This is a genomic window from Dyella sp. A6 (genome assembly GCF_036320485.1).
Lineage (GTDB): Bacteria > Pseudomonadota > Gammaproteobacteria > Xanthomonadales > Rhodanobacteraceae > Rhodanobacter_A > Rhodanobacter_A aluminiiresistens.
The window spans coordinates 3087869-3110941 of record NZ_CP132911.1; the positions used below are offsets into that span (position 1 = coordinate 3087869).

Annotated in this window: 20 protein-coding genes; 8 read left to right on the top strand and 12 right to left on the bottom strand. The window is 60.4% G+C overall.

From position 1 onward, the window contains the following. Positions 1-60: 60 nt before the first annotated feature. Entirely contained in the window at positions 61-2724 is a 2664-nt protein-coding gene (locus RA164_RS13795; protein ID WP_329741413.1) for a TonB-dependent receptor, read from the bottom strand. A gap of 30 nt (positions 2725-2754) precedes the next feature. Further along, positions 2755-3762 (bottom strand): glucokinase, encoded by a 1008-nt coding sequence (locus RA164_RS13800; RefSeq protein ID WP_412731038.1) that lies wholly within the window; start codon positions 3760-3762, stop codon positions 2755-2757. Positions 3763-4244: 482 nt separating this feature from the next. Here RA164_RS13800 and RA164_RS13805 point away from each other — a divergent pair, with 482 nt between their 5' ends. From RA164_RS13805 to RA164_RS13830, 6 genes are read left to right on the top strand one after another with little or no spacing between them, the layout of a single operon-like run. After that, positions 4245-5270 carry an aldo/keto reductase gene (locus tag RA164_RS13805; RefSeq protein ID WP_329741415.1) on the top strand — a complete coding sequence of 342 codons (1026 nt, stop codon included), beginning with the start codon at positions 4245-4247 and terminating at the stop codon, positions 5268-5270. Beyond that, a complete protein-coding gene (locus tag RA164_RS13810) occupies positions 5267-6136 on the top strand; it encodes an amidohydrolase family protein (protein ID WP_329741416.1) in 870 nt (289 codons plus the stop codon). The genes RA164_RS13805 and RA164_RS13810 overlap by 4 nt, the downstream gene beginning before the upstream one ends. A 43-nt stretch (positions 6137-6179) precedes the next feature. Continuing rightward, positions 6180-6926 (top strand): SDR family oxidoreductase, encoded by a 747-nt coding sequence (locus RA164_RS13815; protein WP_329741417.1) that lies wholly within the window; start codon positions 6180-6182, stop codon positions 6924-6926. Positions 6927-6941: 15 nt separating this feature from the next. Further along, complete coding sequence (locus RA164_RS13820; protein WP_329741418.1) at positions 6942-7805, top strand: fumarylacetoacetate hydrolase family protein; 864 nt, start codon at positions 6942-6944, stop codon at positions 7803-7805. A gap of 59 nt (positions 7806-7864) precedes the next feature. Further along, positions 7865-9184, top strand: coding sequence for an L-fuconate dehydratase (locus tag RA164_RS13825; protein WP_329741419.1), 1320 nt, complete (start codon positions 7865-7867; stop codon positions 9182-9184). 3 nt (positions 9185-9187) lie between these two features. Next, positions 9188-10327 carry an alpha-hydroxy acid oxidase gene (locus tag RA164_RS13830; RefSeq protein ID WP_329741420.1) on the top strand — a complete coding sequence of 380 codons (1140 nt, stop codon included), beginning with the start codon at positions 9188-9190 and terminating at the stop codon, positions 10325-10327. Positions 10328-10404: 77 nt separating this feature from the next. Here the strand turns inward: RA164_RS13830 and RA164_RS13835 are convergent, their stop codons facing one another. Then, positions 10405-10758: an L-rhamnose mutarotase gene (locus RA164_RS13835; protein ID WP_329741421.1), complete on the bottom strand. Its 354-nt coding sequence runs from the start codon at positions 10756-10758 to the stop codon at positions 10405-10407. Then, positions 10755-12044, bottom strand: a complete 1290-nt coding sequence (gene fucP, locus RA164_RS13840) for an L-fucose:H+ symporter permease (protein WP_329741422.1) — start codon at positions 12042-12044, stop codon at positions 10755-10757. Before fucP ends, RA164_RS13835 begins: the two co-directional genes overlap by 4 nt. Positions 12045-12283: 239 nt before the next feature. Here fucP and RA164_RS13845 point away from each other — a divergent pair, with 239 nt between their 5' ends. Next, positions 12284-13063, top strand: coding sequence for an IclR family transcriptional regulator (locus RA164_RS13845; protein WP_329743560.1), 780 nt, complete (start codon positions 12284-12286; stop codon positions 13061-13063). Between the two features lie 224 nt (positions 13064-13287). Next, positions 13288-13575, top strand: coding sequence for a hypothetical protein (locus RA164_RS13850; RefSeq protein WP_329741423.1), 288 nt, complete (start codon positions 13288-13290; stop codon positions 13573-13575). On the opposite strand, the gene RA164_RS13855 is transcribed toward RA164_RS13850, so the two are convergent. The 8 genes from RA164_RS13855 to RA164_RS16565 all read right to left on the bottom strand — a co-directional run bounded on the left by RA164_RS13855 (position 13543) and on the right by RA164_RS16565 (position 23068). Then, positions 13543-15903, bottom strand: coding sequence for a winged helix-turn-helix domain-containing protein (locus RA164_RS13855; RefSeq protein WP_329741424.1), 2361 nt, complete (start codon positions 15901-15903; stop codon positions 13543-13545). The genes RA164_RS13850 and RA164_RS13855 overlap by 33 nt on opposite strands. 84 nt (positions 15904-15987) lie before the next feature. Continuing rightward, complete coding sequence (locus tag RA164_RS13860; RefSeq protein WP_329741425.1) at positions 15988-18111, bottom strand: beta strand repeat-containing protein; 2124 nt, start codon at positions 18109-18111, stop codon at positions 15988-15990. A gap of 63 nt (positions 18112-18174) precedes the next feature. Next, a complete protein-coding gene (locus RA164_RS13865) occupies positions 18175-18921 on the bottom strand; it encodes a PilW family protein (protein WP_329741426.1) in 747 nt (248 codons plus the stop codon). Then, positions 18915-19382 (bottom strand): type IV pilus modification PilV family protein, encoded by a 468-nt coding sequence (locus tag RA164_RS13870; protein WP_329741427.1) that lies wholly within the window; start codon positions 19380-19382, stop codon positions 18915-18917. The genes RA164_RS13865 and RA164_RS13870 overlap by 7 nt, the downstream gene beginning before the upstream one ends. Next, on the bottom strand, positions 19342-19785 hold the full coding sequence (locus RA164_RS13875) for a hypothetical protein (RefSeq protein WP_329741428.1): 444 nt from the start codon (positions 19783-19785) through the stop codon (positions 19342-19344). Before RA164_RS13875 ends, RA164_RS13870 begins: the two co-directional genes overlap by 41 nt. A gap of 57 nt (positions 19786-19842) precedes the next feature. After that, the gene (locus RA164_RS13880) at positions 19843-20253 is read right to left on the bottom strand and encodes a type IV pilin protein (RefSeq protein ID WP_329741429.1); all 411 of its coding nucleotides are present in this window, start codon (positions 20251-20253) and stop codon (positions 19843-19845) included. 968 nt (positions 20254-21221) lie between these two features. Next, a complete protein-coding gene (locus tag RA164_RS13885; protein WP_329741430.1) occupies positions 21222-22256 on the bottom strand; it encodes an AraC family transcriptional regulator in 1035 nt (344 codons plus the stop codon). Between the two features lie 440 nt (positions 22257-22696). Continuing rightward, the gene (locus tag RA164_RS16565) at positions 22697-23068 is read right to left on the bottom strand and encodes a transposase (protein ID WP_345786164.1); all 372 of its coding nucleotides are present in this window, start codon (positions 23066-23068) and stop codon (positions 22697-22699) included. Positions 23069-23073: the final 5 nt, after the last annotated feature.

Here is a 23073-nt window from a genome sequence, read left to right on the forward strand (position 1 = left end):
TTCAAAAAAGCCGGTCGCGACCCAGGAGGGGAGAAGACAGGGCCGCGACCGGCCGCTAAATCAAAGCTTGAAGTTCAGGCCCAGCGAGAACGTCCTGCCGTTCTTGTACATGCCGATCGGCGCGTACTTCACGCCGTTGTACCAGTAGTACGTCGAGTCGAGCAGGTTCGTTGCGCTTGCTGTAAGGCCGACCCAGTGATTGAGCTGATAGCTCACGGTGAAATCGAGCTCTTTGTAAGCATCAGCAAAGACCTGCGAGTCCAATCGCCCGACCTGGGTGAAATACGGCGAGCGCCAGCTGTAGTTCAGACGCGCCGACCACGGACCACGCTCGTAGTACGGGATGATGTTGATCGTGTCCCTCGACAGATACGGCATGTTGTAGTTGTTGGTGGTCTTTGCGTGCGCGTAGGTGTAGTTGGTCTGCACGCCAAAACCATGACCGAGGTCCTGCTGGTACAGCAGCGAGATACCGTGCACCTTGGCATTGTCGGCGTTCACAGGAGAGGTCACCTGATAGGTCTCCGTCTTGCCCGTGGTCACGTCGTACAGCTGCTGATCGGTCGTCTTCGAGACAATATAGGTACCAATGTTACGGACAAATACTTCTGTCGAAAGCAGACTTGCCGGTGCGAAATACCACTCGGCCGAAAAGTCGAAATTGGTCGACTGGTACGGCTTCAGATCCGGGTTGCCACCACTCGCCGACAGGGTCGTGTCATCACGACTGAACGCACCGGCAAGATTCGAATAGCGCGGCCGTGCAATCACCTTCGAAGCCGAGAAGCGAAGCACCTTGTCGGAACCCCAGTCATACGCGATGTTGAAGCTAGGCAGGGGCTTGTAATAGTGCGACGAGGACGTCGCCGGCGTATAGGTGCTGCCTCCATTGAGGCTATTCCAATAATGCGACGTATCCAACGTATCAACGTAGCGGACACCAAAGTTACCGCGAAAACCATTGTCGCTATCGAAATTCACCTGACCGTACAAATCCTTCGTTATTTCGTTGACGTCGAACGAAGAACCGTAGTCGATGTGGTATGCACCCTGCGGAAGCGACTTCAAATACGACACAACGTCGCTCAAGTTTGCTGTCGCCCACTGAGTCAGGTTGCCGCTGGCATCCAGGCCGTTGAACAGGCCATTGGGAGTTGAACCCGGATCGAACTGTGTCAGATAAATGTCGCTGGTCGTGTAGATGGAGTTTCCATAAGCGGAGGTTCCATTGGTGTGATTGATGTACTTCGCGCCAAACAGCACCTCATCGAACGGTCCCCAGTTGACATCCTTGGTTGCGTCAAACTGCGCGTAGCGCTCACGGTCCTTGGTCTTCTGGTAGTAGATGCCGCCAGCCTGCTGGCCGGTGGTCAGCCCCCAGTTGGCGGCGCTATCGTTGTCGTACGTCACACCGGTCTGCTTGCCGTTGTAGTTGAACGCATAACCGCCCGATTGCAGCAGGTACTTCATCAGGTACTCGGGATCCTTGCCGCCCTTGGCGGAGGTGTAGCCGACCTGGCTCTTGAAGGTCCAGGAATCACCGAAGAACTCGTGCTTCAGGTTGATGCTGCGGGTATCGACGTGGGTCACGCGATAGTTGGCATCGAGCTCTGCATAGGGCTGGCCATTGCCGGTATTCGGGGAAACCGTGGCCGAAGTGATGTAGCCGTTGTTGAGCGAAAGCTTGGTGATCTTGTTCAGATCGCCGCAGCCGGGACAGACATATTCAGACTCGCTGTAGTTATTGTAGGTGCCCTTGATGTACAGGCCGGTAAGGTCGAATTCGTTCTTGTCGTTCGGCTTCCACTCCAGTGCCGATTCGATACCGTCGCGCTTGCGCGTCTGCTGGAAGTACGAGCTGTTGATGCCAACCGGTAGCTTGGCGGTGGCAACGTTGCCGCTGCCACTGACCGCAGCGGTGCTCGGGATGCTGCTGCCCGTGGTGTAGCCAAAGAACTCAATGCCCGCACGCGACAGGTTTTCTTTGTCGTGGGTCACCGTGGTCAGAATGCCGAATGTATCGTCGCTGTTCTTCCAGCTCCACAGTACCGATGCGCGCGGATTACCCTGTTGGGAGCGGTCGTTGTAGTTGTATCCGACCGAGCCGCGCAGCGTGTTCGCGGGAAGGTCTAACGGCTTGCGCGTATGAATGATCACGGTGCCGCCGATACTGCCTTCGTCGATGCGTGCTTCAGGCGACTTGTAAACCTCCATCAGGCCGATGATCTCGGGCGAAAGCAGGGTGTAGTTGAAGGTGCGGCCGCTGGTGTCGGTCGGGTTGCCGCCCCAGTCGCCGGACGCAATCGTTTCGCCATTCAGAAGCACACGATTAAGTGCCGGGTCGGTCCCGTTGATGCTGACCTTCTCACCCTCACCGAACTGGCGATCGACGGTGATGCCAGGCAGGTGCGAGAGCGACTCGGCCGCATTGGTATCCGGGAATTTGCCGATGTCGGTGGCGCTGATCGCATCTACCACTGCATTTGCGTTGCGCTTTACATCAAGCGCCCTCTCGAGACTACTCCGGTACCCAGTGACCGTGATGCCCTTCAGTGTGCGGGCCTGCTTTTCCTCGTGCTTTTTCTCGGGTGTCAGCTTCTGGCTGCCCGTACTGGCTGCCACAGCCTGCGCGGCTGGCGTAGCTGGCTCCTGGGCACTCACGCCGGCGGCGGCACCCAACCCGAAAAGTATGCTCACGTACAGCAACGAATTCTCAAGTTTCATAGATATTCCTCCCGACCCCTCATAAAGTTGTCACGCCTGTTTGTTTGCGTGGTTTTGCCGTTCGATTGTCGGCTTATGCACATCATCGGTATCGACAGTCGCAGTGCATGTGTCCGCTCCGGGACGATGAACTTCCAGATGCCAGCGAGCTGCGCCGACGACGCCTTGCCAGCCTCGGTCCAAAACGTAAATAGGTACTCTTTGCAGCAACGGTCGCATCACACCTTTGTCGAGGAATCGATCGACAAACGGGCTCTGTATGAACCTCTCTTCGATGAGAGATATCACTCCACCCACAAGGCATACGCTGCCGGCGCCATACGCAGCCGCCATATCGCCAATGAACGCCCCCAACCAGCCACAGAAAACGTTCAAGGCCTCGTCAGCCAGCTCATCTCCGTCGTTGGCTGCAGCCACAATGGATCGCGCATCTTCATGTCGCGGATAGCGATTTCGAGCCGCGCAGAGTGCGACATACAGTCGATGCATACCTGGTAGAGACAACAACACTTCGCAGGATGTATATGCCCCGGCTACGCTTATCTTTTCGAGTAACTCCTGCTCCAGACCGACCTTTGCCGCCAACTGCATCTGTCCAGCTTGGGTCGCCAGCACACGTGACTGGCAGCCTGGCAGCCAGGCTGCCACTCCGAGCCCGCGCCCCACGCCAACTACGACAGTGGGTCCTGACAACTCGCTTTTTCCAACCCCTTGTTTCAGACATTTCAGGGTATTGAGATCGATGCCCGGAACCGCATGCGCCACCGCCTCGATCGTGTTCAGGAAATGGATTCGCCCAAGACCAAGTACACGCGCCACCTCATCGAGCACTACAGGCCAAGCCAATTGGCGACTAACCACAACACCGGCATGTATGTACCCCGAACCGGCGACGACTAGTTCCTTCGGCCTCTGCGCGACCTCCTCACAAAACGAATGAACGATGTCTTCCAGCCGCGGGTGAGCCGAACCCTCATATGCACGACAAGCGATGATTCGCGAATTGCCTCGATCTAAATCTTGTGTCAACAAACCCATGCGTACATGTGAGCTTCCTATATCTGCCACAAGGAGTAGGGGCGACCGGTCACCGTGCTCGACGCCCTCGAACTCGACAGATCCATACGCCGATGCATCACGCGATTCGGCGCTCCCGAGCTGAACGTGCAGAGAGGCGTCATAAGCCCCCCCACCCTCTCCCACTGTCCGGTCGTGCCGCACGTGGTTCGCCCCATGTCCTACCGCGACTCGCATGATTGCCCCCGATGCACCTGGACCCAGATCAACGTCAGAACCGACATCGACAGCACAGTTCATCCACGAACTGTATATTTATATATAATTTGGATCGTGACAAGTCATGCTGCAATGCAACTTTTCTGACAAACGCAAGAGGTCGCAAATGAACTCGACGTTCATATGTACACTTTCAGGCAAATGAGCGAAGATGAAAGTCACCCGGTGACTCGAACGGATCGGCGGGACCACAACACCGACTCCAGCGCATTCATGAGGGCTGCATGACAGCATCGGCCACACAACCCACACGCTCAGCGCACTGGTTTCACTCCAACAGGCAGATCTCACGACTTGCCTTCGGTGGAGCTCCCATCGGCAATCTCTATACAGAAGTAGAGACTGCGACCGCATACGCGGCAGTCGAACATGCGTGGGAACGAGGGATTCGACACTTCGACACTGCGCCCTACTACGGATACGGTCTTAGCGAGACTCGGCTATCCGGCGCACTACTAGGCAAACCACGAAGCAGCTACACGCTTTCGACCAAAGTAGGCCGATGGATCGAAACCGACAGCAATGCGCTCGACCATCCTGACGGCTTCTTCGTTGATGGCTTTCGTGCCCACTTCGACTACAGCAGAGACGCAATCTTTCGTAGTTTCGAAGCCAGCCTGAAGCGACTATGCACGCATCGCGTAGAGATCCTGCTCCTGCATGACGTGGGTAGCGATGCCCACGGTGAAAATCACCAAACCATGCTCCGACAAGCTTTGGATGAAGCGCTACCTGCAATGGCAGAGTTACGGGCACAGGGCGCGTGCGACGCGATTGGAATCGGTGTCAACGAGGAGGCGGTTTGCCTTGAACTCATGCCGCGCTTCCCGCTCGATGTGATCATGCTGGCTGGTCGCTACACCCTGTTCGAACAACATGCTAGCCGTAGAGTTATGGCTGAAGCAGAGTCACGCGGGATATCCATCCTTGCAGCTGGCCCCTACAACTCCGGACTGCTAGGCGATGCGGCCGGCCCGGGTCGGTTTTACAACTATAGCCCCGCCGCCCCAGATGTTCTCGAGCGCGCACAGCGCTTCTATTCGGTATGCGCTGAAACCGGAACCGATATTGGTGCAGCAGCTCTACAGTTCCCGCTGGCGCACCCGGCCGTGGCCACAGTGGTATGCGGTCTGCGTTCGTCCGATGAAGTGATCACTGCAGCCAATCGATTCGACACGGTAGTGCCCGACGAGACATGGGACGCGCTGCGCAAAGCGGGCTTGCTTGAAGCAGACGTGCTCACCCCATGATCATTGTCGATGCGCATCAGCATTACTGGGAGCCAAGCCGTGGCGATTACGGCTGGCTGGATGATGCGCCAGCACAGTTGCGACACGCATTTCTTCCGCAAGACCTGGACATACAGCGCATTGCAGCAGGCGTGGCCTTCAGCATCCTGGTGCAAGCAGCACCGAGCGAAGCCGAAACCCGCTATCTGTATGCCCTTGCGCAGCTTGAAACCGGCGTTCTCGGCGTCGTCGGCTGGGTCGATCTGGAAGCTCCCGATGCAGAGGCGCGCATCGATGCACTAGCCTCCGACGGGAGCGGACTACTGTGCGGGCTGCGACCGATGGCACAGGACCACCCCGACCATGACTGGTTGGCACGCAGCTCGCTGGATCACGCGCTGGCGCATATGGTGGAACATGATCTGGCGTTCGATGCTCTAGTGACAGAACCGCAATGGTCTTCTCTACTGATGCGGCTCGACCGCCAGCCAGGCCTGCGAGTGATACTCGATCATGGTGGCAAACCACCGGCCGGCGCTGCCGGCTTCCGTCGCTGGTGCGCATGGATCGACGAACTGGCCGCGATCCCAACTGTTCACTGCAAGCTGTCCGGCCTGCTGACGGAGCTCGCGTCGACACAACCAGACAGCGCCATCGAACCCCACGTCGCATACCTGTTCGAACGCTTCGGTCCGTTCCGCTTGGCATGGGGCAGCGACTGGCCGGTGCTGACCCTACGCAGCGACTACAACACGTGGCTTCGCCAGGCTACCGCCCTGACCGAGCGATACGCCCCCGGACACCTCGGCGATGTCTTCGCCGGCAATGCGCTGCGCTTCTATGGACGCAACCAACCAAGTCTTAACCCGTGTGGAGAAATGTCATGACACACTCGAAAAGCCCCGCCAACGACAACACGGACTGCGGCACATGAGCGGGCGCCTTAGCGACAAGCACGCGCTGGTGACGGCCGCTGGCGCCGGTATCGGTCGTGCCACCGCGATTGCCTTCGCCAAAGCAGGCGCACGCGTGTTGGCAACGGATATCGACGAGAGCGCACTCACCGACCTGTCGGCGGCCCACCCGGCCATCGCCACTGCACGCCTCGACGTCACCGACACCGCCGCGATCACCCGTTTGGTGCAGGCATCCGGACCCTTCGATGTACTCTTCAACTGTGCCGGCTACGTCCATGCGGGCACCATTCTCGACACTGACGAGGAAAGCTGGCGCCGTTCGTTCTCAATCAACGTCGACAGCATGTTCCACCTCATCAAGGCTGTGCTGCCCGGCATGCTCGAGCAGGGCCGCGGCAGCATCATCAACATGGCATCGGTCGCCTCAAGCGTGAAAGGTGTACCCAACCGCTTCGCCTACGGCACGACCAAGGGCGCGGTGACCGGGCTCACTCGCGCTGTCGCCGCCGACTATGTCGGCCAGGGCATTCGCTGCAATGCGATCTGCCCGGGCACAGTCAAGACACCCTCGCTCGGGGATCGCGTGGCGGCACTCGGTGGCGACCCGGATGCGGTATGGCGAAGCTTCGAGGAACGGCAGCCAATGGGGCGGCTGGGCCGCGCCGAAGAAATAGCCGCCCTGGCGCTTTACCTCGCTTCGGACGAAGCCTCATTCACCACAGGTGCGCTCCACATCGTGGATGGCGGTTGGTCGAACTGACATCGGGAATACTTCATGAAACTTGTACGCTACGGTCAGCCGGGGCAGGAAAAGCCCGGCATGTGCGATGCCAATGGGCAGTTGCGCGATCTTTCCTCCATTGTCCAGGACTTCAGCGGCGAAGCACTCTCGCGCCAGAGCCTCGACCGGCTCGCGCGCCTCGACCCGGCTACCCTGCCACCAGTCTCCGGCAACCCGCGCCTGGGACCGCCGGTAGCCCATGTCGGCAAGATGATCTGCGTGGGCATGAATTACGCGCGCCATGCCGCCGAGACCGGCGCCTCGGTGCCGGAGCAGCCGGTACTCTTCATGAAGGCGACCAGCGCCATCGTGGGAGCATATGACGATGTCGTCATTCCGCGTGGATCGACCTGCACTGACTGGGAAGTGGAACTTGGCGTGGTGATCGGTGAAGCCGCGCGCGACGTCGCCGAGGCGGACGCGCTTGCGCACGTCGCCGGCTACGTCGTGGTCAACGATCTGTCCGAACGCGCCTTCCAGCTCGAACATGGCGGCCAGTGGGTCAAGGGAAAAAGCTGCGACACGTTCGGCCCGATCGGCCCATGGCTGGTGACCAGCGATGACGTCGCCAACCCCCAGCAGCTCGACCTCTGGCTCGAGGTGAACGGCCACCGCTACCAGTCCAGCAATACCAGCGACATGGTGTTCGGCGTGGCAAAGCTGGTGAGCTACATCAGTCGCTACATGACCCTGCAACCGGGCGACGTGATCAGCACCGGCACGCCGGCCGGGGTCGGACTTGGACTGAAACCGCCGACCTACCTGCGTGCCGGCGACACCATCGAACTGGGCATCGCACAACTGGGCCAGCAACGACAGCGCGTCGTGGCCCACCCCTCGGATGCCACATCCGCCTGACACACATCGCACCCACTCCAGTACAGCACTGCTTTCGTTTGCGGGGAACCGAAGTTCACATGGCCATTATTACTGCATTGGAAACTTTCGATGTGCGCTTTCCGACCTCGCGCACACTGGATGGCTCGGATGCCATGAATCCTGACCCAGACTATTCCGCCGCCTATCTCGTACTGCGTACGGATCGCAGCGACGGGCTGTGCGGACACGGCTTCGTATTCACGATCGGCCGTGGCAACGATGTGCAGACCGCGGCCCTCTCCGCACTGGCCCCGATGGTGGTCGGACGGACGGTCGAATCGGTGATCGGCGACCTCGGTGCGTTCGCGCGACAGCTCAATGGCGACTCCCAGCTGCGCTGGCTCGGCCCTGAGAAAGGCGTCATGCACATGGCTATCGGCGCGGTCGTCAATGCCGCCTGGGATATGGCAGCCAGGGATTCGCACAAACCGCTGTGGCGATTTATCGCCGACATGGCGCCGGAACAGCTGGTCGCGCAGATCGACTTCCGCTACCTCACCGACGAGCTTTCGCCGACACAGGCACTGGCGATTCTGCGCACGGCAGAGCCCTTCAAGCAGGAACGCATCGAGCAGCTGCTGACGGAGGGTTACCCTGCCTACACGACCTCGCCGGGCTGGCTGGGATACGCCGACGCAAAGATGCAGCGCCTGACCCGTGAGGCCGTCCAGGAGGGCTTCCGCACGATCAAGCTGAAAGTCGGCGAGAGCGTCGAAGACGATATCCGTCGCTGCAGGCTAGCCCGTGAAACGGTAGGACCGGATATCGCTATTGCAATCGACGCCAACCAGCGCTGGGATGTCCCACAGGCAATCGAATGGCTGCGCGCGCTGGAAACGTTCAACCTAGCCTGGATCGAAGAGCCGACTAGCCCGGACGACATCTTAGGCCATGCAGCCATCCGTCGTGGTGTGCCGTCCATTCCGGTGTCCACCGGTGAGCACACGCACAACCGCGTCATGTTCAAGCAGCTCTTCCAGGCCGACTCGGTGGACTTGATCCAGATCGATGCAGCCCGCGTCGGCGGCGTCAACGAAAACCTTGCCATCCTGCTGCTGGCTGCGCATCGCGGCGTCCGCGTGTTTCCGCATGCGGGCGGCGTCGGCCTATGCGAGCTTGTACAGCACCTAGCCATGGCCGATTTCATCGCGATCAGCGGTAAGAAAGAGGATCGCGCGATCGAGTTCGTTGACCACCTGCATGAGCACTTCCTCGAACCGGTCGTGATCAAGGACGGCCGCTACCTGCCACCCCGGCAGCCCGGATTCTCGGCCGAAATGCATGCGCGATCGCTGGACGAATACCGCTACCCTGACGGCACTGCCTGGCAGGACACACCAAGCGCCGTGAAGGCTTGAGCCATGACTACGCCCATCACCTGCATCCGCGACCTGCGCGAAATGGCACGCCGACGCGTGCCCCGCGCCTTCTTCGAGTACGCCGACCGCGGCGCCTACGACGAGTGGACGCTGCACGAGAACCGCGCCGCACTCGACCGGATCCGGTTGCGGCAACGAGTCATGATCGATGTCGACCAGCGCCAACTCAACACCCGTATGCTCGGGCAACCAGTCAGCATGCCACTGGCGATCGCACCAACCGGACTGACCGGCCTGCAGCATGGCGCCGGCGAAATCCTCGGGGCTCGCGCCGCCGCACGCGCAGGCATTCCGTTCTGCCTGAGCACGATGTCGATCTGCTCGATCGAACAGGTCCGCGCAGCCACCGATGCTCCGTTCTGGTTTCAGGTCTACGTCATGCGCGATCGTGGCTTCGCCCGTGACCTGATTGACCGTGCCCGCGCGGCAGAATGCTCCGCGTTGATGCTGACTGCAGACCTCACCGTACAGGGACAGCGTCACCGCGAGATCAAGAACGGCCTTTCCGTGCCTCCAAGGATCACTCTACGCAATCTGCTAGACATGGCCAGCAAGCCACGCTGGGCATGGAGCATGCTGCACGCACCGAGTCGTTCTTTCGGCAATCTGGAAGGACGTATCCAGGGAACCGACAGCCTAACCACCCTGGCGCAATGGATCGCTGGGCAGTTCGATCCGACGCTGAACTGGAACGACCTCGACTGGATCCGCGAACGCTGGCCCGGCAAGCTGATCGTGAAGGGCATACTCGATCCCGAAGATGCACATCTCGCCGCCGAGCACGGCGTCGACGCGATCGTCGTATCGAATCACGGCGGTCGACAGCTCGACGGCGCTCCCGCCACCATCGATGCCCTGCGCGGAATCGTCGATGCCGTGGGTGACCGACTCGAAGTCCTCTTCGATGGAGGCATCCTCAGCGGCCAGGACCTGTTCAAGGCCTTGGCGACCGGCGCCCGCGCCGGCCTGATCGGCAAGGCCTTCCTTTATGGACTTGGCGCACTGGGAGAGGACGGGGTGACCCAAGCCATCGAGATCATCCGCCGCGAACTAAGCGTGACGATGGCGCTTACCGGGCAGCGCGATGTGCAGCAGATCACGCGCGAGGTGCTCTGGCACTGAACGCTCCCAGGCATCACAGCGAGTCGCCGCCTCATTACGCGGGGCCCTGAGCTACCCGACACCAGCGGCGCCTTGCTCTACGCTTCGCCTAGGCTGGCGAGGCTGAAGATCCGCTGCATCGGCACCCACTTCTGCCCGGGCTGAGCCCACGGAAGCGCCTGCTGGAATGTATTCATCAACGCCTCCCACTGCTGGATTCGGGGATCGTTCGCATCGGCAGCGGCCTTGGCCTTCGGGTCATAGGCAGCGCCCGCATCCATCACCATCAGCAGACGGTTTCCGGTGCGGAAGATCTCCATGTTCTCGATGCCCGCTGCGCGGATCGATGCAACGACCTCGGGCCAGATCTGCGACGCCTGATGCCAGCGTTCGTATTCGGCAATGGCCTCTGCGTTATCGCGCAGATCAAGCGCAAAACAGTGACGACTCATACCCGCCCTTTCCAGCGACTTCTGGCAAAGGCCAGCACCACGACGAAACACATCCCGGGAACCAGCATCGCATGCGCGATGCCGTACGCGTCAGACACCGCCCCCATCACGCCCGTGAGCACCGCACCACCGATGATCGCCATCACCAGCACGGAGGAACCCAGCTTACGCTCGTTGCCATGCCGGTCGCCGACGCCAAGCGCGAAAATGGTCGGATACATCACCGACATGAAGAAGCTGCAGGCAACCAGCGCGCAGGCGCCCGACATGCCTGGCACCAGCGCCGCATACACCGCCAGTAGCACATCGACTACTGCGAACATCGCGAGCAGGCGGGGCGGCCGCAGATAGCGCATCATGCCGGCACCGGCGAAACGCCCGAGCATGAAGCACACCAGCGCAGCAGTAAGAAAGTTGGCCGCCTCACGTGCCGGCGTTCCAGGCATCGTCGCCTGCACGTAGCGGATCGTATAGCTCCAGACACTCACCTGGGCGCCCACATAAAAGAACTGCGCTACTACCGCCGACATAAAGTGACCATTGCGAAGCACCCGCCACAACGCGCCGCCCTTGTTCTGCGGCTCGGTCGCGTCATCCCGGCCCGAATCAGGAAAACGCGTCGACGCGATCAACACTGCCCAGCCAAGCACCACCAAACCGATGATCAGGTACGGCAACTGCACAGCTTCTGCCTCGTGCACCGAACGGACATGCCGCGCGGCAGCCGACAATGTCGGCGATACCGTTGCCGGGGTGGTTTCCGAAAGAATGAATATCTGGCCAACCACCACTCCGAAGATCGAACCCAACGGGTTGAAGGCTTGGGCCCAGTTGAGCCTGGCTGCGGCGGTTTCCGGCGAACCCAGCAGGGTCACCAGTGGATTAGCCGAGGTTTCCAGGAAAGCCAGACCACCGGCAATGATGAACAACGCGCACAAGAACATGCCATAGGTCGCCATCACCGCAGCAGGCCAGAACAGGAGAGCGCCGACGCCATAGAGCAACAGGCCGAAAAGCATGGCACCCTTGTATCCATAGCGCCGCATAAACATGCCGGCAGGAATCGCCACCAGAAAATAGCCTACGTAGAACGCACCCTGTACCAGTCCGGACTGGAAATCGGTAAGCGTGAATGCCCTTTTGAACTGTGCGACCAAGACATCGTTCAGATTGTTAGCCACGCCCCACAGGAAGAACAGACTGACCACCAGAAACAACGGCAACCGCCCGGCTCGCCTCACTGTCTGCAGCCTTGCTTCGACTGCAACCGTATTTGCCGATGCCATCAGGGACTCCGATTAGAGGATCAGGATGCCATGCGCTCGCCATGGCACGAGATGTAGCATTGCTAGGTGGTGCAAATATAAACTAGATGTTTACCAGCATCACAAGCTGCGTCGCAACACTGAGCTAGATTGCACCCACATGCATTTATTGCGCTGATGTACAGCTTCGGGAGTTGCCAGCCCGACCTGCAACGCCACCGCGCTAGTTAGCGCCCACTCAACGCATGAACATCACGACCATGACCAAAGCCCCTGCAAAGTATCGCGCTCCAGCTCTCGATAAGGGTCTGGACATACTTGAATTGCTGGCCGCCGCACCGGCCCCCATGAGCATCACCGAAATCTCTGAGGGTGTCGGTCGATCGCGCGGCGAGATCTTCCGAATGCTGCAAGTGCTTGAAGAACGTGACTACATCGAGCGTGGGGAAAGTGACAGTAGCTACTCGATCACAACCCGTCTTTTCCGTCTCGGCATGGAACAACCTCCGGTCAAGAGCGCCCTCGAAACTGCATTCCCAATCATGCATAGGCTGGCCGACGAAATAGACCAGTCCTGTCACCTGGTTGTGCCATCAGGGGAACAGATAGTGGTGGTCGCTCGCGTCGATCCTCCCGGAGAAATTGGACTAGTCGTGCGTGTCGGCCATCGTCGCCCTATGTCGCAATCTGCATCAGGTCAGGTGCTGCTGGCGTTCCAGAGCGACGAGATCCGCATACGCTGGCTGCAGAACATCGCGGAATCTGATCCTGAGTTTGATCGAAAGAAACTGCTGCGGACCATTCGTCAAATTCAATCTCACGGACATGCCATCAGCCCAAGCCAAGTCGTGGACGGGATCACCGACCTCTCCGCGCCCGTCATGCAGCATGGTCATGCAGTATGCGCATTAACAGTTCCTTTCATCGAGCGCCGCAGAGCATCGATTGACATGGACGCAACGCTCAGACAATTGCATGAAGCAGCCTCGGAAATTTCCGAGGCGCTTCAGTACGGCAGTCCGTCACGTGTGACGACATGAGCCGCCCCATCCACTTAAGACACTACGCCTACCCGCTACTCAAGCGGGTGGGCATCGGGCGAACATAGATTGACGGCTATCTCGTCATTGGAATCGATGCATGCAGTTATCGGAGCACCTTCTTGCAGGCTGTTGAGAAACCTCCACGCATCGCCGCGGTCATAGACGCTCTCAATCACTGACAGCCTAATCCGATACGCAGCCCCGACGTCCAGCAGCTTGGCATGTTTTCGTATGTATCGGTCGAGGATCGGGTGCCGCCCGATCATCCGATCCGCAAACTGCGGGTGCAGGTGGACGCGATCCTGCGGGCCCGCCGCTGCAGGCGGTACGCTATACCGCGGGCAGCCGCCCGTCGATACCGCCCGCGTGCCTCGCTGCTGCAGGTGGTCTACAGCGTGCGCAGCGAGCGGCTGCTGATGGAGCAGCTCAACTACAGCCTGCTAGATGACTCGACGTATTGTCAGGATGGCCTGTTCCTACAGAATGAAACTCGTCCCTGCCATAGGTAGAGACCGATCACCTGCCAGGCGCTTTGCTCGTCTGGTCGCCTGCTGCTCCGCAGTCCGGTGCCCCAGGGCACCGTACAGGCAGGCTTCGGCCCATGCAGCTCGCCAGTCGGTCGCGCTCCAGGCCGAGAGCACGCCACCGACAGCCATGGCTCGATGGACGTGTCCAGTCGCCAGCAACGCCAGCGTGTAGGGCGCACCTACTTGAACTATCCCCTCAGGAACGCCCATCTTTTCCGCCACGTCCATGGCATGTTTCAAATGGTCAAGTGCAGTCGCCCGGTCGCCCATAGCCCATGATCTGGAAGCCTGCGCACGTGCAAGATAGAGGCTGACCCAGGCATTCAGTGTCCGTAACCGTGCAGCCCAGCGGGACATCTCATCCAGCTGTCGTTGTGCATCCTGCAGCCGGTTCGCATGCAACAGTGCCTCGATGCGGACGAAGTACGCATGCGCACAATCCTCCGGATCGACCAACACGAAGTCCGATACAAGAACCTTGGCCGCCGTCCTAGCCGCTTGCATATCATGGCCCTGCTCCAGATCAATCACTGCCAAGAGTTCGTCGGTCTCGGCAATCAGCGTGGCATCGACGCTGGAATCGGCCTGTACGATCAACCTGTCCGCCAATCCCTCAGCTTCCGCCGTGCGGCCGTTGTCTGCCAGTGCACTGGCGCGTGCAAGCGTCAATTCATAACGCATGTGTGCGCTGATGAAACCCAGGTCGTGGGCTCCAAGCGGCCAGAAAAGATCACTGGTCCGCAATTCGTCCGCGAACTGGAGCTGTATCTGCTGGACATCCGCGATACCGTCCAGCGCCGTTGGCAGCATGGCACGGGCTCCCATCGATTCGAATTGGCCCCGTGCCCGCTGTAACAGTGCCAGCGCGGCATCGGGCTGGTTACGGCGGATCTTGAGCAGACCGAGCTCGAAATCGACTTTGGCCGCGCCCAATGCATCGCCCGACAGGATGTAGGTAATACGGGCAAGTCCCAGATCCGCGCTGGCATCATCGAACTTCGTCAGTACCTGCTCCTCGTAGGCACGATCGAGATAGGCGTTGGCCAACGCCTCGCCACCCTTATGCGACCGAAGTATCGCTACCGCACGGTCCAGCGAGGCCTTCGCTCGTCCATGTTGACCCTGACTGCCATACAACAACCCAAGCGATGTGAAAATCTCGCCCTGCACATATGGATCACGCCCCCCGGGCAGCCGCTTCAGCAGCGCAAGCAGACGCGCCTCGCACAAGCTCGCATGCCCCTCCTCGCAATCGAGCGAGGCCAGGGCATAGGCTACTTCCGGCTGGTTCCGGATTTTCGGTGGTGCACGGTTGATCAGCTCGCGGGCTGTTTCGGGCTGACCGGCGAGACGCGCTGCATCGATGCGCTGCAGGGCATCCTGCGTATCGTCCGAAGGCGACTCTGCTGCACTCCCGCCGTAGCCCATCTGGGCAAGTAGCAGTTCACTGGCGGTGCGTGCGGCGACCAAGACGTTTCCGGACGACGCACTGGTCGCCCAGGTTCCACCGTCATGCCCCCTTGCCTTCAGCCGTACATGCCAAGTGTCTCCAGAATACGCGACATCGGGCCGTACCTGGAGACCGAAGCCTGGCAGCCATGGTGCCACCTGGCCGTGCCCACCCGCCTGCTGGCGGACCAGGCTCATCGTGCTAGAGCTTGGCTCGGTCAGCATCTTCGCATCCCGCAACCGGTTCGATACCAGCTCCATCAGGCCGTAGCGAAGCCACTGCCAATCCTCGGGCGCCTGGACGGTAGCGGGAAGCACAATGGCCACACGCCGACCCAGGTGCAGCGACGCCGGTGCCCTGGCCGTGCGGCTGAGGTGCCAGCCGAGGTAACCGGCCAGCGGCAGGAACAGTACCAGGGTGACGAGATAAAGGCGCCGCCGGCCAGCACCACGCCAATACCCTCGCGCCTCAGCGTGTTCTGGGGGTGCCTGCGTGTCGTCGTCAGTGCCTGGCGCCGTCTCGAACGCTCCGACCGAGGGCGTAGGCATCCTTTCGGTCGAGGTGGTATCCGGCATCCAACGGTAGCCGACCCGGGCCACCGTCCTGATGTAGCGCTGCTCGCTACCCGCATCGCCCAGTGCGCGCCGCAGGCGAACGATTGTCTGGGCCAGACGGTTGTCGCTGACGTCGACACGTCCCCACACCGCGGAAATGAGTTCGTCCCGCCCAATGGCCCGCTCCCGGTGCTCGACGAGATAGACTAGGCAGTCGAACGCGCTGGCCGGCAGGGAAACAGCCCGACCGTCCCGACTCAACTCCCGCGCCAACGGGTCGAGCTGGAAGTCGTCGAAACGATACATCTGATTCCCCATCCGTGGATCTTAGCCGATAACTTCTGCGCGCCGCCGGATCTCATTGCCGCAATGCGCCACCCGCGGATGCCGTTACAGGTAGCGTGTCCACACGACGACGCTCAGATTGCTTCGTCCGGCCTGACTGTCCCCGGCATTGCAGTCCTTCATGCACGGCACCTTGCCCGGCTGGTAGCCTCCCGGCAGCTTGCTGTAGTCGATCAGTGTCGCCCCGCTCAGCGAGACGGGCGCGGTGTCGGAGGTATTTTCCGCGCCCGCGGTGATGGAGCCGTTGATCGTGGTGCTGCCACCGGTGTTCAGCACGTTGCCTGCCAGCACACTGCCGTTGACCACCGAACTCGCACCGATATTGATATCGCCGCCCGAGAACTGCCCGTTGACGTACCCCCCAGCAAGCAGGCCTACGTTGCCGATGGCATCACCGGACATGGCTTGATTCGCGGTATCGCAGAGGTCGGTCGGGTAGACGCCGTCGAAATCGGACTTCTGCACCGCATCCAGGGTCATGCCCGTCGGCGTCGCGTTCTTGCACATCTCCTGGTAGCCCGCGTAGTTCGGTGAATCCAGGCGAAAGCTTCCGCTGGTAGCGATGTTGCCGGTCGCGATCGCAGTATCGAGGTAGTAGCCGTTGCCGAGAACGAGATTGCCCTGGAACCACAGCACGCCACGGGCGAAACTGTGACCGCTGATGGTCCAGGTGCCGCCGCTGTAGGAAAGGCAGCCGTTCTCGGTGGACTGCCCCTGGCAAAGGGTGTGCCCGGGCACGGCTGGCTTGCTGCACTGTCCCACGCCGCTGGCATCCAGCGTACCGGGCACCAGCACGGTGCAGAGAAAATCCTGGTAGCCGCGCTGGTTCGCGAACGGATACCCGCCCAGGTAATAGGTTCCGGCGTCGATGCCCGCCACGTTCGACACGGTGACCCGCATCGCGCCATCGACCATCGCGAAGGCATAGTTGGCCGACGATTGCAGCGCATAGGCGTCGATCGCCGGACGACTAACCGTCACCGGCGACAAAGCAGTTACCGAGACCGTGGGCACGTGCACCGAGTGGCCCGGCACGACGCTGACGTCGACCGTCATGTACTTGCTGGCTAGGGTCAGCTGCCCGCCGATGGTACCGCTGACGCCGACCCAGCTCTCAACGTTCAGGTCGCCCTGCGCATCCAGCGCACCGATGCCGCCATAGCCACTCACGGTCACGCTGCCGGCCGTGGTGACGCTTTGCGCTCCACCTCCAGTCATTGTGACGTCGCCGGTGGTGGTGATCACCGTCGAGGCGTTGCCTCCGGCATAGAGCACGGTGCCGTTCGCATGGATTGTCGAGGCGCTGCCGCCACTACCGCTCCAGTCGACGTTCCCCATGGTGGTGATCGTACCGATCGTCACGCCGCCGGCCGGGACATTCACGTCGCCGATCGCAGTCACCGACGTGGCGCTTCCGCCATTGAAAGTGACGCTACCGTTCGCCTGGATGACGAACGGCTTGGCGCCGCCGTCGACGACCACGTTACCGAGTGCATCGATCACGTCCACACTTGCGCTGCCGGTCACCGTGACGTCACCGTTAGCATAGACCTGGTTGACGTGGATGCCACTGCCTATGCTCACGTTACCTGTCGCATGGATGCTGTTGATGCCGGTGATGGAGGCGTTGTCCAGGTTCACGTTGCCGTCGACGTTGAGATTGGCGTTGTCTCCCCCGACCACCTTGATCCCCCCGGTCATGTCTAGATTTTTATAGATGTTGATGGTGTTGACACTCACTGGTGCCGACCCAGACGTACCGCTGCCGTTTGTGCCGCTCGCCGGAGCGGGCGTGACGTCGTAGACCACCTGTAGGGTCGCCTTGCTTGCGGCGTCGGTGGTGTTCGCCGCTGCACCGACCAGGTCCGCGACGACCTGATAGATTACGGTCCCGTTGGCCGAGTTGTTCTTGGTGACATGAATGATGTCGAAGGACAACTCGGATTGTCCGGTAATCGCCAGCGGCCCGGAAAGTCCAGCCAGCGTCGTCGCGCTGACCGTCGCCAAGTAGCGCCGCAGGACTTCCACCCCGGTCCACGCCGTGCCCTGCGCCGAAGTCACCGAATGGAGGCTGAGCTGGCCTTCCTGCGAGCTTCGAACCACGTGCACCACGCCGATGGTGGTCGCCATCATGGCCAAACCTATCATGATGACCAGCAGCAGGTTCATGATGCCGCGCTGGTCGGCACGGCGGATGACGGGGCGGGCGTGTCGACGGAACACGTGCGGTCCTCACTGATGTAAGTTGGAGAGACAGGCCGAGAAGACCGCCAGCGTGGTGCCTCCGGTCGCCTGGCCCTCGATGGAACTGCTCCGGGTCGTGGTCGGCTGTGCAGCCATGCCCGAGGAGCTGTCCGGTTGGTCGTAGCTCACATAGAGTCCGTTCACCGCCGAGGTCTGTCCGAACGGCCAGCAAGACGCCGACGAAACCGTGAAACCAGCCCCCGCTCCCACGCTCTGCGCCGAGGCGAGCGAATGGCTAGTCCAGGTGAGTTCCTGCCAGGCCGTGGCGCGAATGCAGCTGACCGGGGCAAGCCATTGCAGTCCGCCGCCATCACCGCCGCTGTCGGTGACGATCAGGCCCTCGCACATATAACCGTTCGCATCCACGGCGCCGGACGCGGCGGTGGGGTTGTAGCCCCACACGATCGCATTGCCGCTGACGCTCCCGGTATAGGACGCGATGGCCGTGCCACTGAGTCTGCCCTCGACCAGCGCCGCGTCCTTCAGCACCACAAGGTCGGTACCTGCGGCGGCATCGGCTATGCCGAAGCCGGCCTGCTGGATTTCCTCTTGCGACACGAGCGAGCCGACGGCCACCTCGCGATCCCTGGTCGCCTGGGTGTTGACTTGCTTGGCGGTGACGATGAGTGTGCGATAAAGCATCAGCATCGCAGCCACCGAAATCAACGCGATGACCATGCCGATCATCATGCTGATCAGGGTAAACCCCACTTCTCGGCGGTGGCGCGTCAGCATGGCGTCGCCACGTCGTCGCCCACGCGAAGCCGACCGTTGAACATGACATCGTCCGGCCTGGTGCAAAGCACGACGGTCGAGGGCTGCGATACGACCAGGCCGCCGACCTTGACGGTCGATGCGCCCGGGCACTTCACCTCCAGCATGTGTTCGCTGCTGTCGGGAAGCACGACCTTCGCCAGGGCGTTATCCGATGCCTTGGGACAAAGCTCGGGGCCGTAGTGCTGCAGAAGCATCCGCATCTGTGACACGGCCACGCCGTCGACACGCGCATTCTTGGCGCCCACCACGATGCGCGACGCCACGTAGGCCGTCCCCGCACCGATGATCGACATGAGCAGGACGCTGATCAGCGCTTCCAACAGCATGTCGCCGCGCTGCCTCCGCCGTGGATGCGCGCCGGCAGGCTTTCGAATCGCCCTAGGGAAGAGAAACGGGATAAGCATCTTCGGCCCCCACATCGATATCGAGCGGCGATTGCGTGCACGTCATGCCACCGACCCTGACGGACAGCGGCACGCCCCTTTCGCTGTAGGCCACGCACTGCAAAGGAATCTGGTCCCATTGCCGAAGCACCGACGCATCCGACGGCATCGCCTGGCTCCATGCGGGAGTCTGGGTGCAGGAGATACCCTGCGTGTCCGCGACGACGACGCTGATCACCCCCTTGACGAGGCAGACTGCGGCCACCGGCGTGGACGGGTCGATCAGCGCCGCCGGATCACGCAGCGCGATGGCCTTGGCGCGCCCCAGGCCGTCGATCAGGATGCCCACCGCGTTGCGCTGGTGCACCGACTCCACCCAGCGGCGAGTCAATGGAAGACTGATAAGCACCAGGAAGGCGAACAACGCCAGCGTGACCATCAATTCCACCAGCGTGAAGCCGCGCTCTCCGGCCAGCCTCGACTCATTCATCGGCAGTCACCACGACGTGACGGCGCCGCAACCGCTCACGGCGCCCTGGGCTTCATCGTTGTTCAGCGTGAGCACACACTGGGCGAGCGAACCGTCGATGCCGTGCGCCTTCAGCTCGTAGGTCGTCTGGGTCGACTGGATCGTGTACGTGAAATCCGCCCCCTGCGACGGCTTCCAGCCGGGGTAGTCCTGTTCGGTTTCCGCGGTGCTCTTCGTATCGTGCACGGAATAACTCAGCTGGCGTTGCAGCTCGTTCTCGAGATTGAGTGCCAGCGCGCTCAGGTCGCTCTCCGCAGCCCGCACCTTGCTGCGTGTGATGTAACTGCCGTAGGCGGCGACCGCAAGCGCGGACAGGATGGCGATGATGACAATCACAGTCATCAGTTCGATCAAGGTGAAGCCGCGCTGCCTTGTCACGGCAGACTCGGTCGTGCGGTATCTCATCATCGATCTCGTATGAACCGGCTTCGTACCAGCTTCAATGGCACCGGTCGCTTCTTCCCGCACACGGCCAGCAGGCCTTGCGCCCCCTTTGCCCGCGCGTATCAACAGCGCGGAAACGTCCTGGCAAAGCGCGGAACATCGTTCCATGCGTACCAGTACGGCGGGGTATGCTAAGGCCTCGTAGCGCCGGCCAACCATGGCGTACCGGCACCGAAATTCTGTCATCTTGGGTCAACCGTCAGAGCCAGTCCGTCGCCACCCGCCCATGACCCGAAATGACAGATTTTCGCCCTCTTCGGCAATGGTCCTTCAATGCGCCGGCGATGAGGATGACGATAACGTTTCCGCCAGCGCGGTTCTGTTTCCGGGCCGACCGTTCGCGGCGATACAGGCATGCCATGCCTCATCCCCCGAGTCTGCGCGACATGCACCCACTCTTACCCGCGTCCTCGCAACAGACTTAGCCTTTATGAAGTATCGCTCCGTCGTACCCTCCACCTTGCTGCACTCCCGTATCCAGCTAGGCACGGCTGGCCTAACGGATAAACTCTGGCTTCGCGTGTCGACAGCATGCGACTTTCTATCCAACTGGGGGGTGCAGGTCAACTTATCGATTTGGAGAGGTCTTCCGTGCGATGTCTTGATCGTAGACAGAACTAGCAGTTATGGCCTTCTTGCCTACGAAGTGGCTATACGTCGAAATATCCGCATGCTGGCTGTAGAAAGTACTATTGAACACATACCTTGCCTTCCCCGCGAAGCTAATTCAGCGACTATTGCCGGTGCCTTACACGAGATACTATTCGAATCATCAACAAGGAGAACACTCTCCACCTCACCGGAGCAAAAGGGCTCTATCTCGCATATGACTGATCCATGGCCTCATGATTGAAGGTGTGTCGCATGTCGACTTAAGCATTTATGACTAGCTATCTTCATCCTTAGCTGCCGGTCTCGCATAAACGCCCATGACATATCCGAGCGCGGTATCGGCTTGGGGATTCGCCAGTCCAGCGACGGAACGCACGGGTGAGGTTTGCTGCATCGGCATATCCTCGTCGACCCGCGATTTCGTCTACGGTCATGGTCGTATTCACGACATCCTCCATGACCTCCCACTTGCGCGCCTCATCGACCAGATTACGGAACTGGATGCCGTGAATGCGTAGCCGACGCTTGAGCGCACTGCTTGACATACATAGCAATGACGCGACTTCATCCTGGCTCAAATAGCTGCCATCTCCCCGAGCGAGAATCAGCCTTGTGCGAGCTAATAAACTAGCATTGAAGCCATATCGATGGCGATCCCTTTCACACTGATGCCTTGATCTCCTCAAGGACGCAGCATTTGCGCTTGGTAGTCGCAAGTCAAGATATTGAATGGGTATTCGCACTAGGCACAATTTTGTATCAAAGCGCACATCCATGAGCCGTTTCTGATAGGCACTGAAGTATTCAGGCTCACTTTCAGGAAACCAGAGCTCGACATCCGGAAGACTCTGCTGCGTTAACTGCTCACCTAGCCGAGCCGTTATTGTCGCTATGCGCTCAAGAGCAGAGCGGCGCATAAGGCCACCAACCGACAAGTCATGGATTTGGAGCTCTACAACTCTGCGTTGTTCATGCAAATGTATGCCGAATGAGGTCGTACAAAGGCTCAGATACCGCTCCCACAACTCTAACGCCTCGCGCAAAGTAGCACTGCTCATGAGGGCTAGTCCCAAGATGCCGTGCCAGGTCATTGTGCTGCTTAGCCCAAGCTCAAAACCGATGCCTCGGTTCCCAGTCAGACGCGCTGCATTCTCCAGCAGCACGGCATCCTGCTGCGTTGTTAGACGGAGATCGGCATCAAAGTAATCCAGATCGACCCCTATGCCACCTGTCACTTCCCGCAGTGCTATGCCGTACTTATCAAGAACCTGAACAAGACCCGCCAGATATTCAGCGGATACATCCGCCCCACACCACTTGCTCATGCTAGTTGCCCCCAGAGTGAGAAAGCAGCCTCTAGCTGCCCTAGGCATACTGGGTTGCCTAGACACATCACTCATGCGCTAAATATGCTCCCGACGTGTGACTTCTATGACTTCCACGAGAAATCAAAGCGATTCGGACATACAACGACTTCGGGACATCGAAGCCGAGCATGCCAAGCTCAAGCGGATGTATGCCGAACTGGCGATGGAGAACCATGCGCTGAAGGATCCCATCGCAAAAAATGTATGGTCCGCCCCGGTCTGCAAGGACCGCGGTCGTTGACGAAAGGCAGTTTGCACAAATGTATCCGGCCTCTCGCGAGTCAGCCGCTTTTGGCGACCAGGCCATGATGAAATTCGCACGCAGCATTCCTAATAAACGGTTCGGGCCCGATGCCCGCTTTTTTGCCAGGATTACGCTACGCCGATCGACTGTTTCGTCATCTCCCTACGGGCTTCGCAAACGCGGTGAAGAAAAGCAGTGAAGCAAGGCTACTCAGGCGCTGGTAGAGTCCGCCGGGTCGGGTAATCACGGCCCTAGCCATACGTGCCATCTTATTGGCCAGGGCCACTGTGACCTTGTTGAAATGCGCTCGCTGGCTGAGTTGGTCGAGCCACGTGCCCAAGCGGTTTCGGGTTCGGTCTATGTGCATGACGCATGACCTGGCGCCATGGATGAGTAGGCGACGAACGTAGCTGTTGCCACGTTTGCTCACTCCGAGCAGCGTCGGCTTGCCGCCTGTCGAGTACTGCGCAGGTACTAGGCCGAGCCATGCCGATAAATCTCGCCCCCCGCTTGAACTGGCGCGCATCGCCC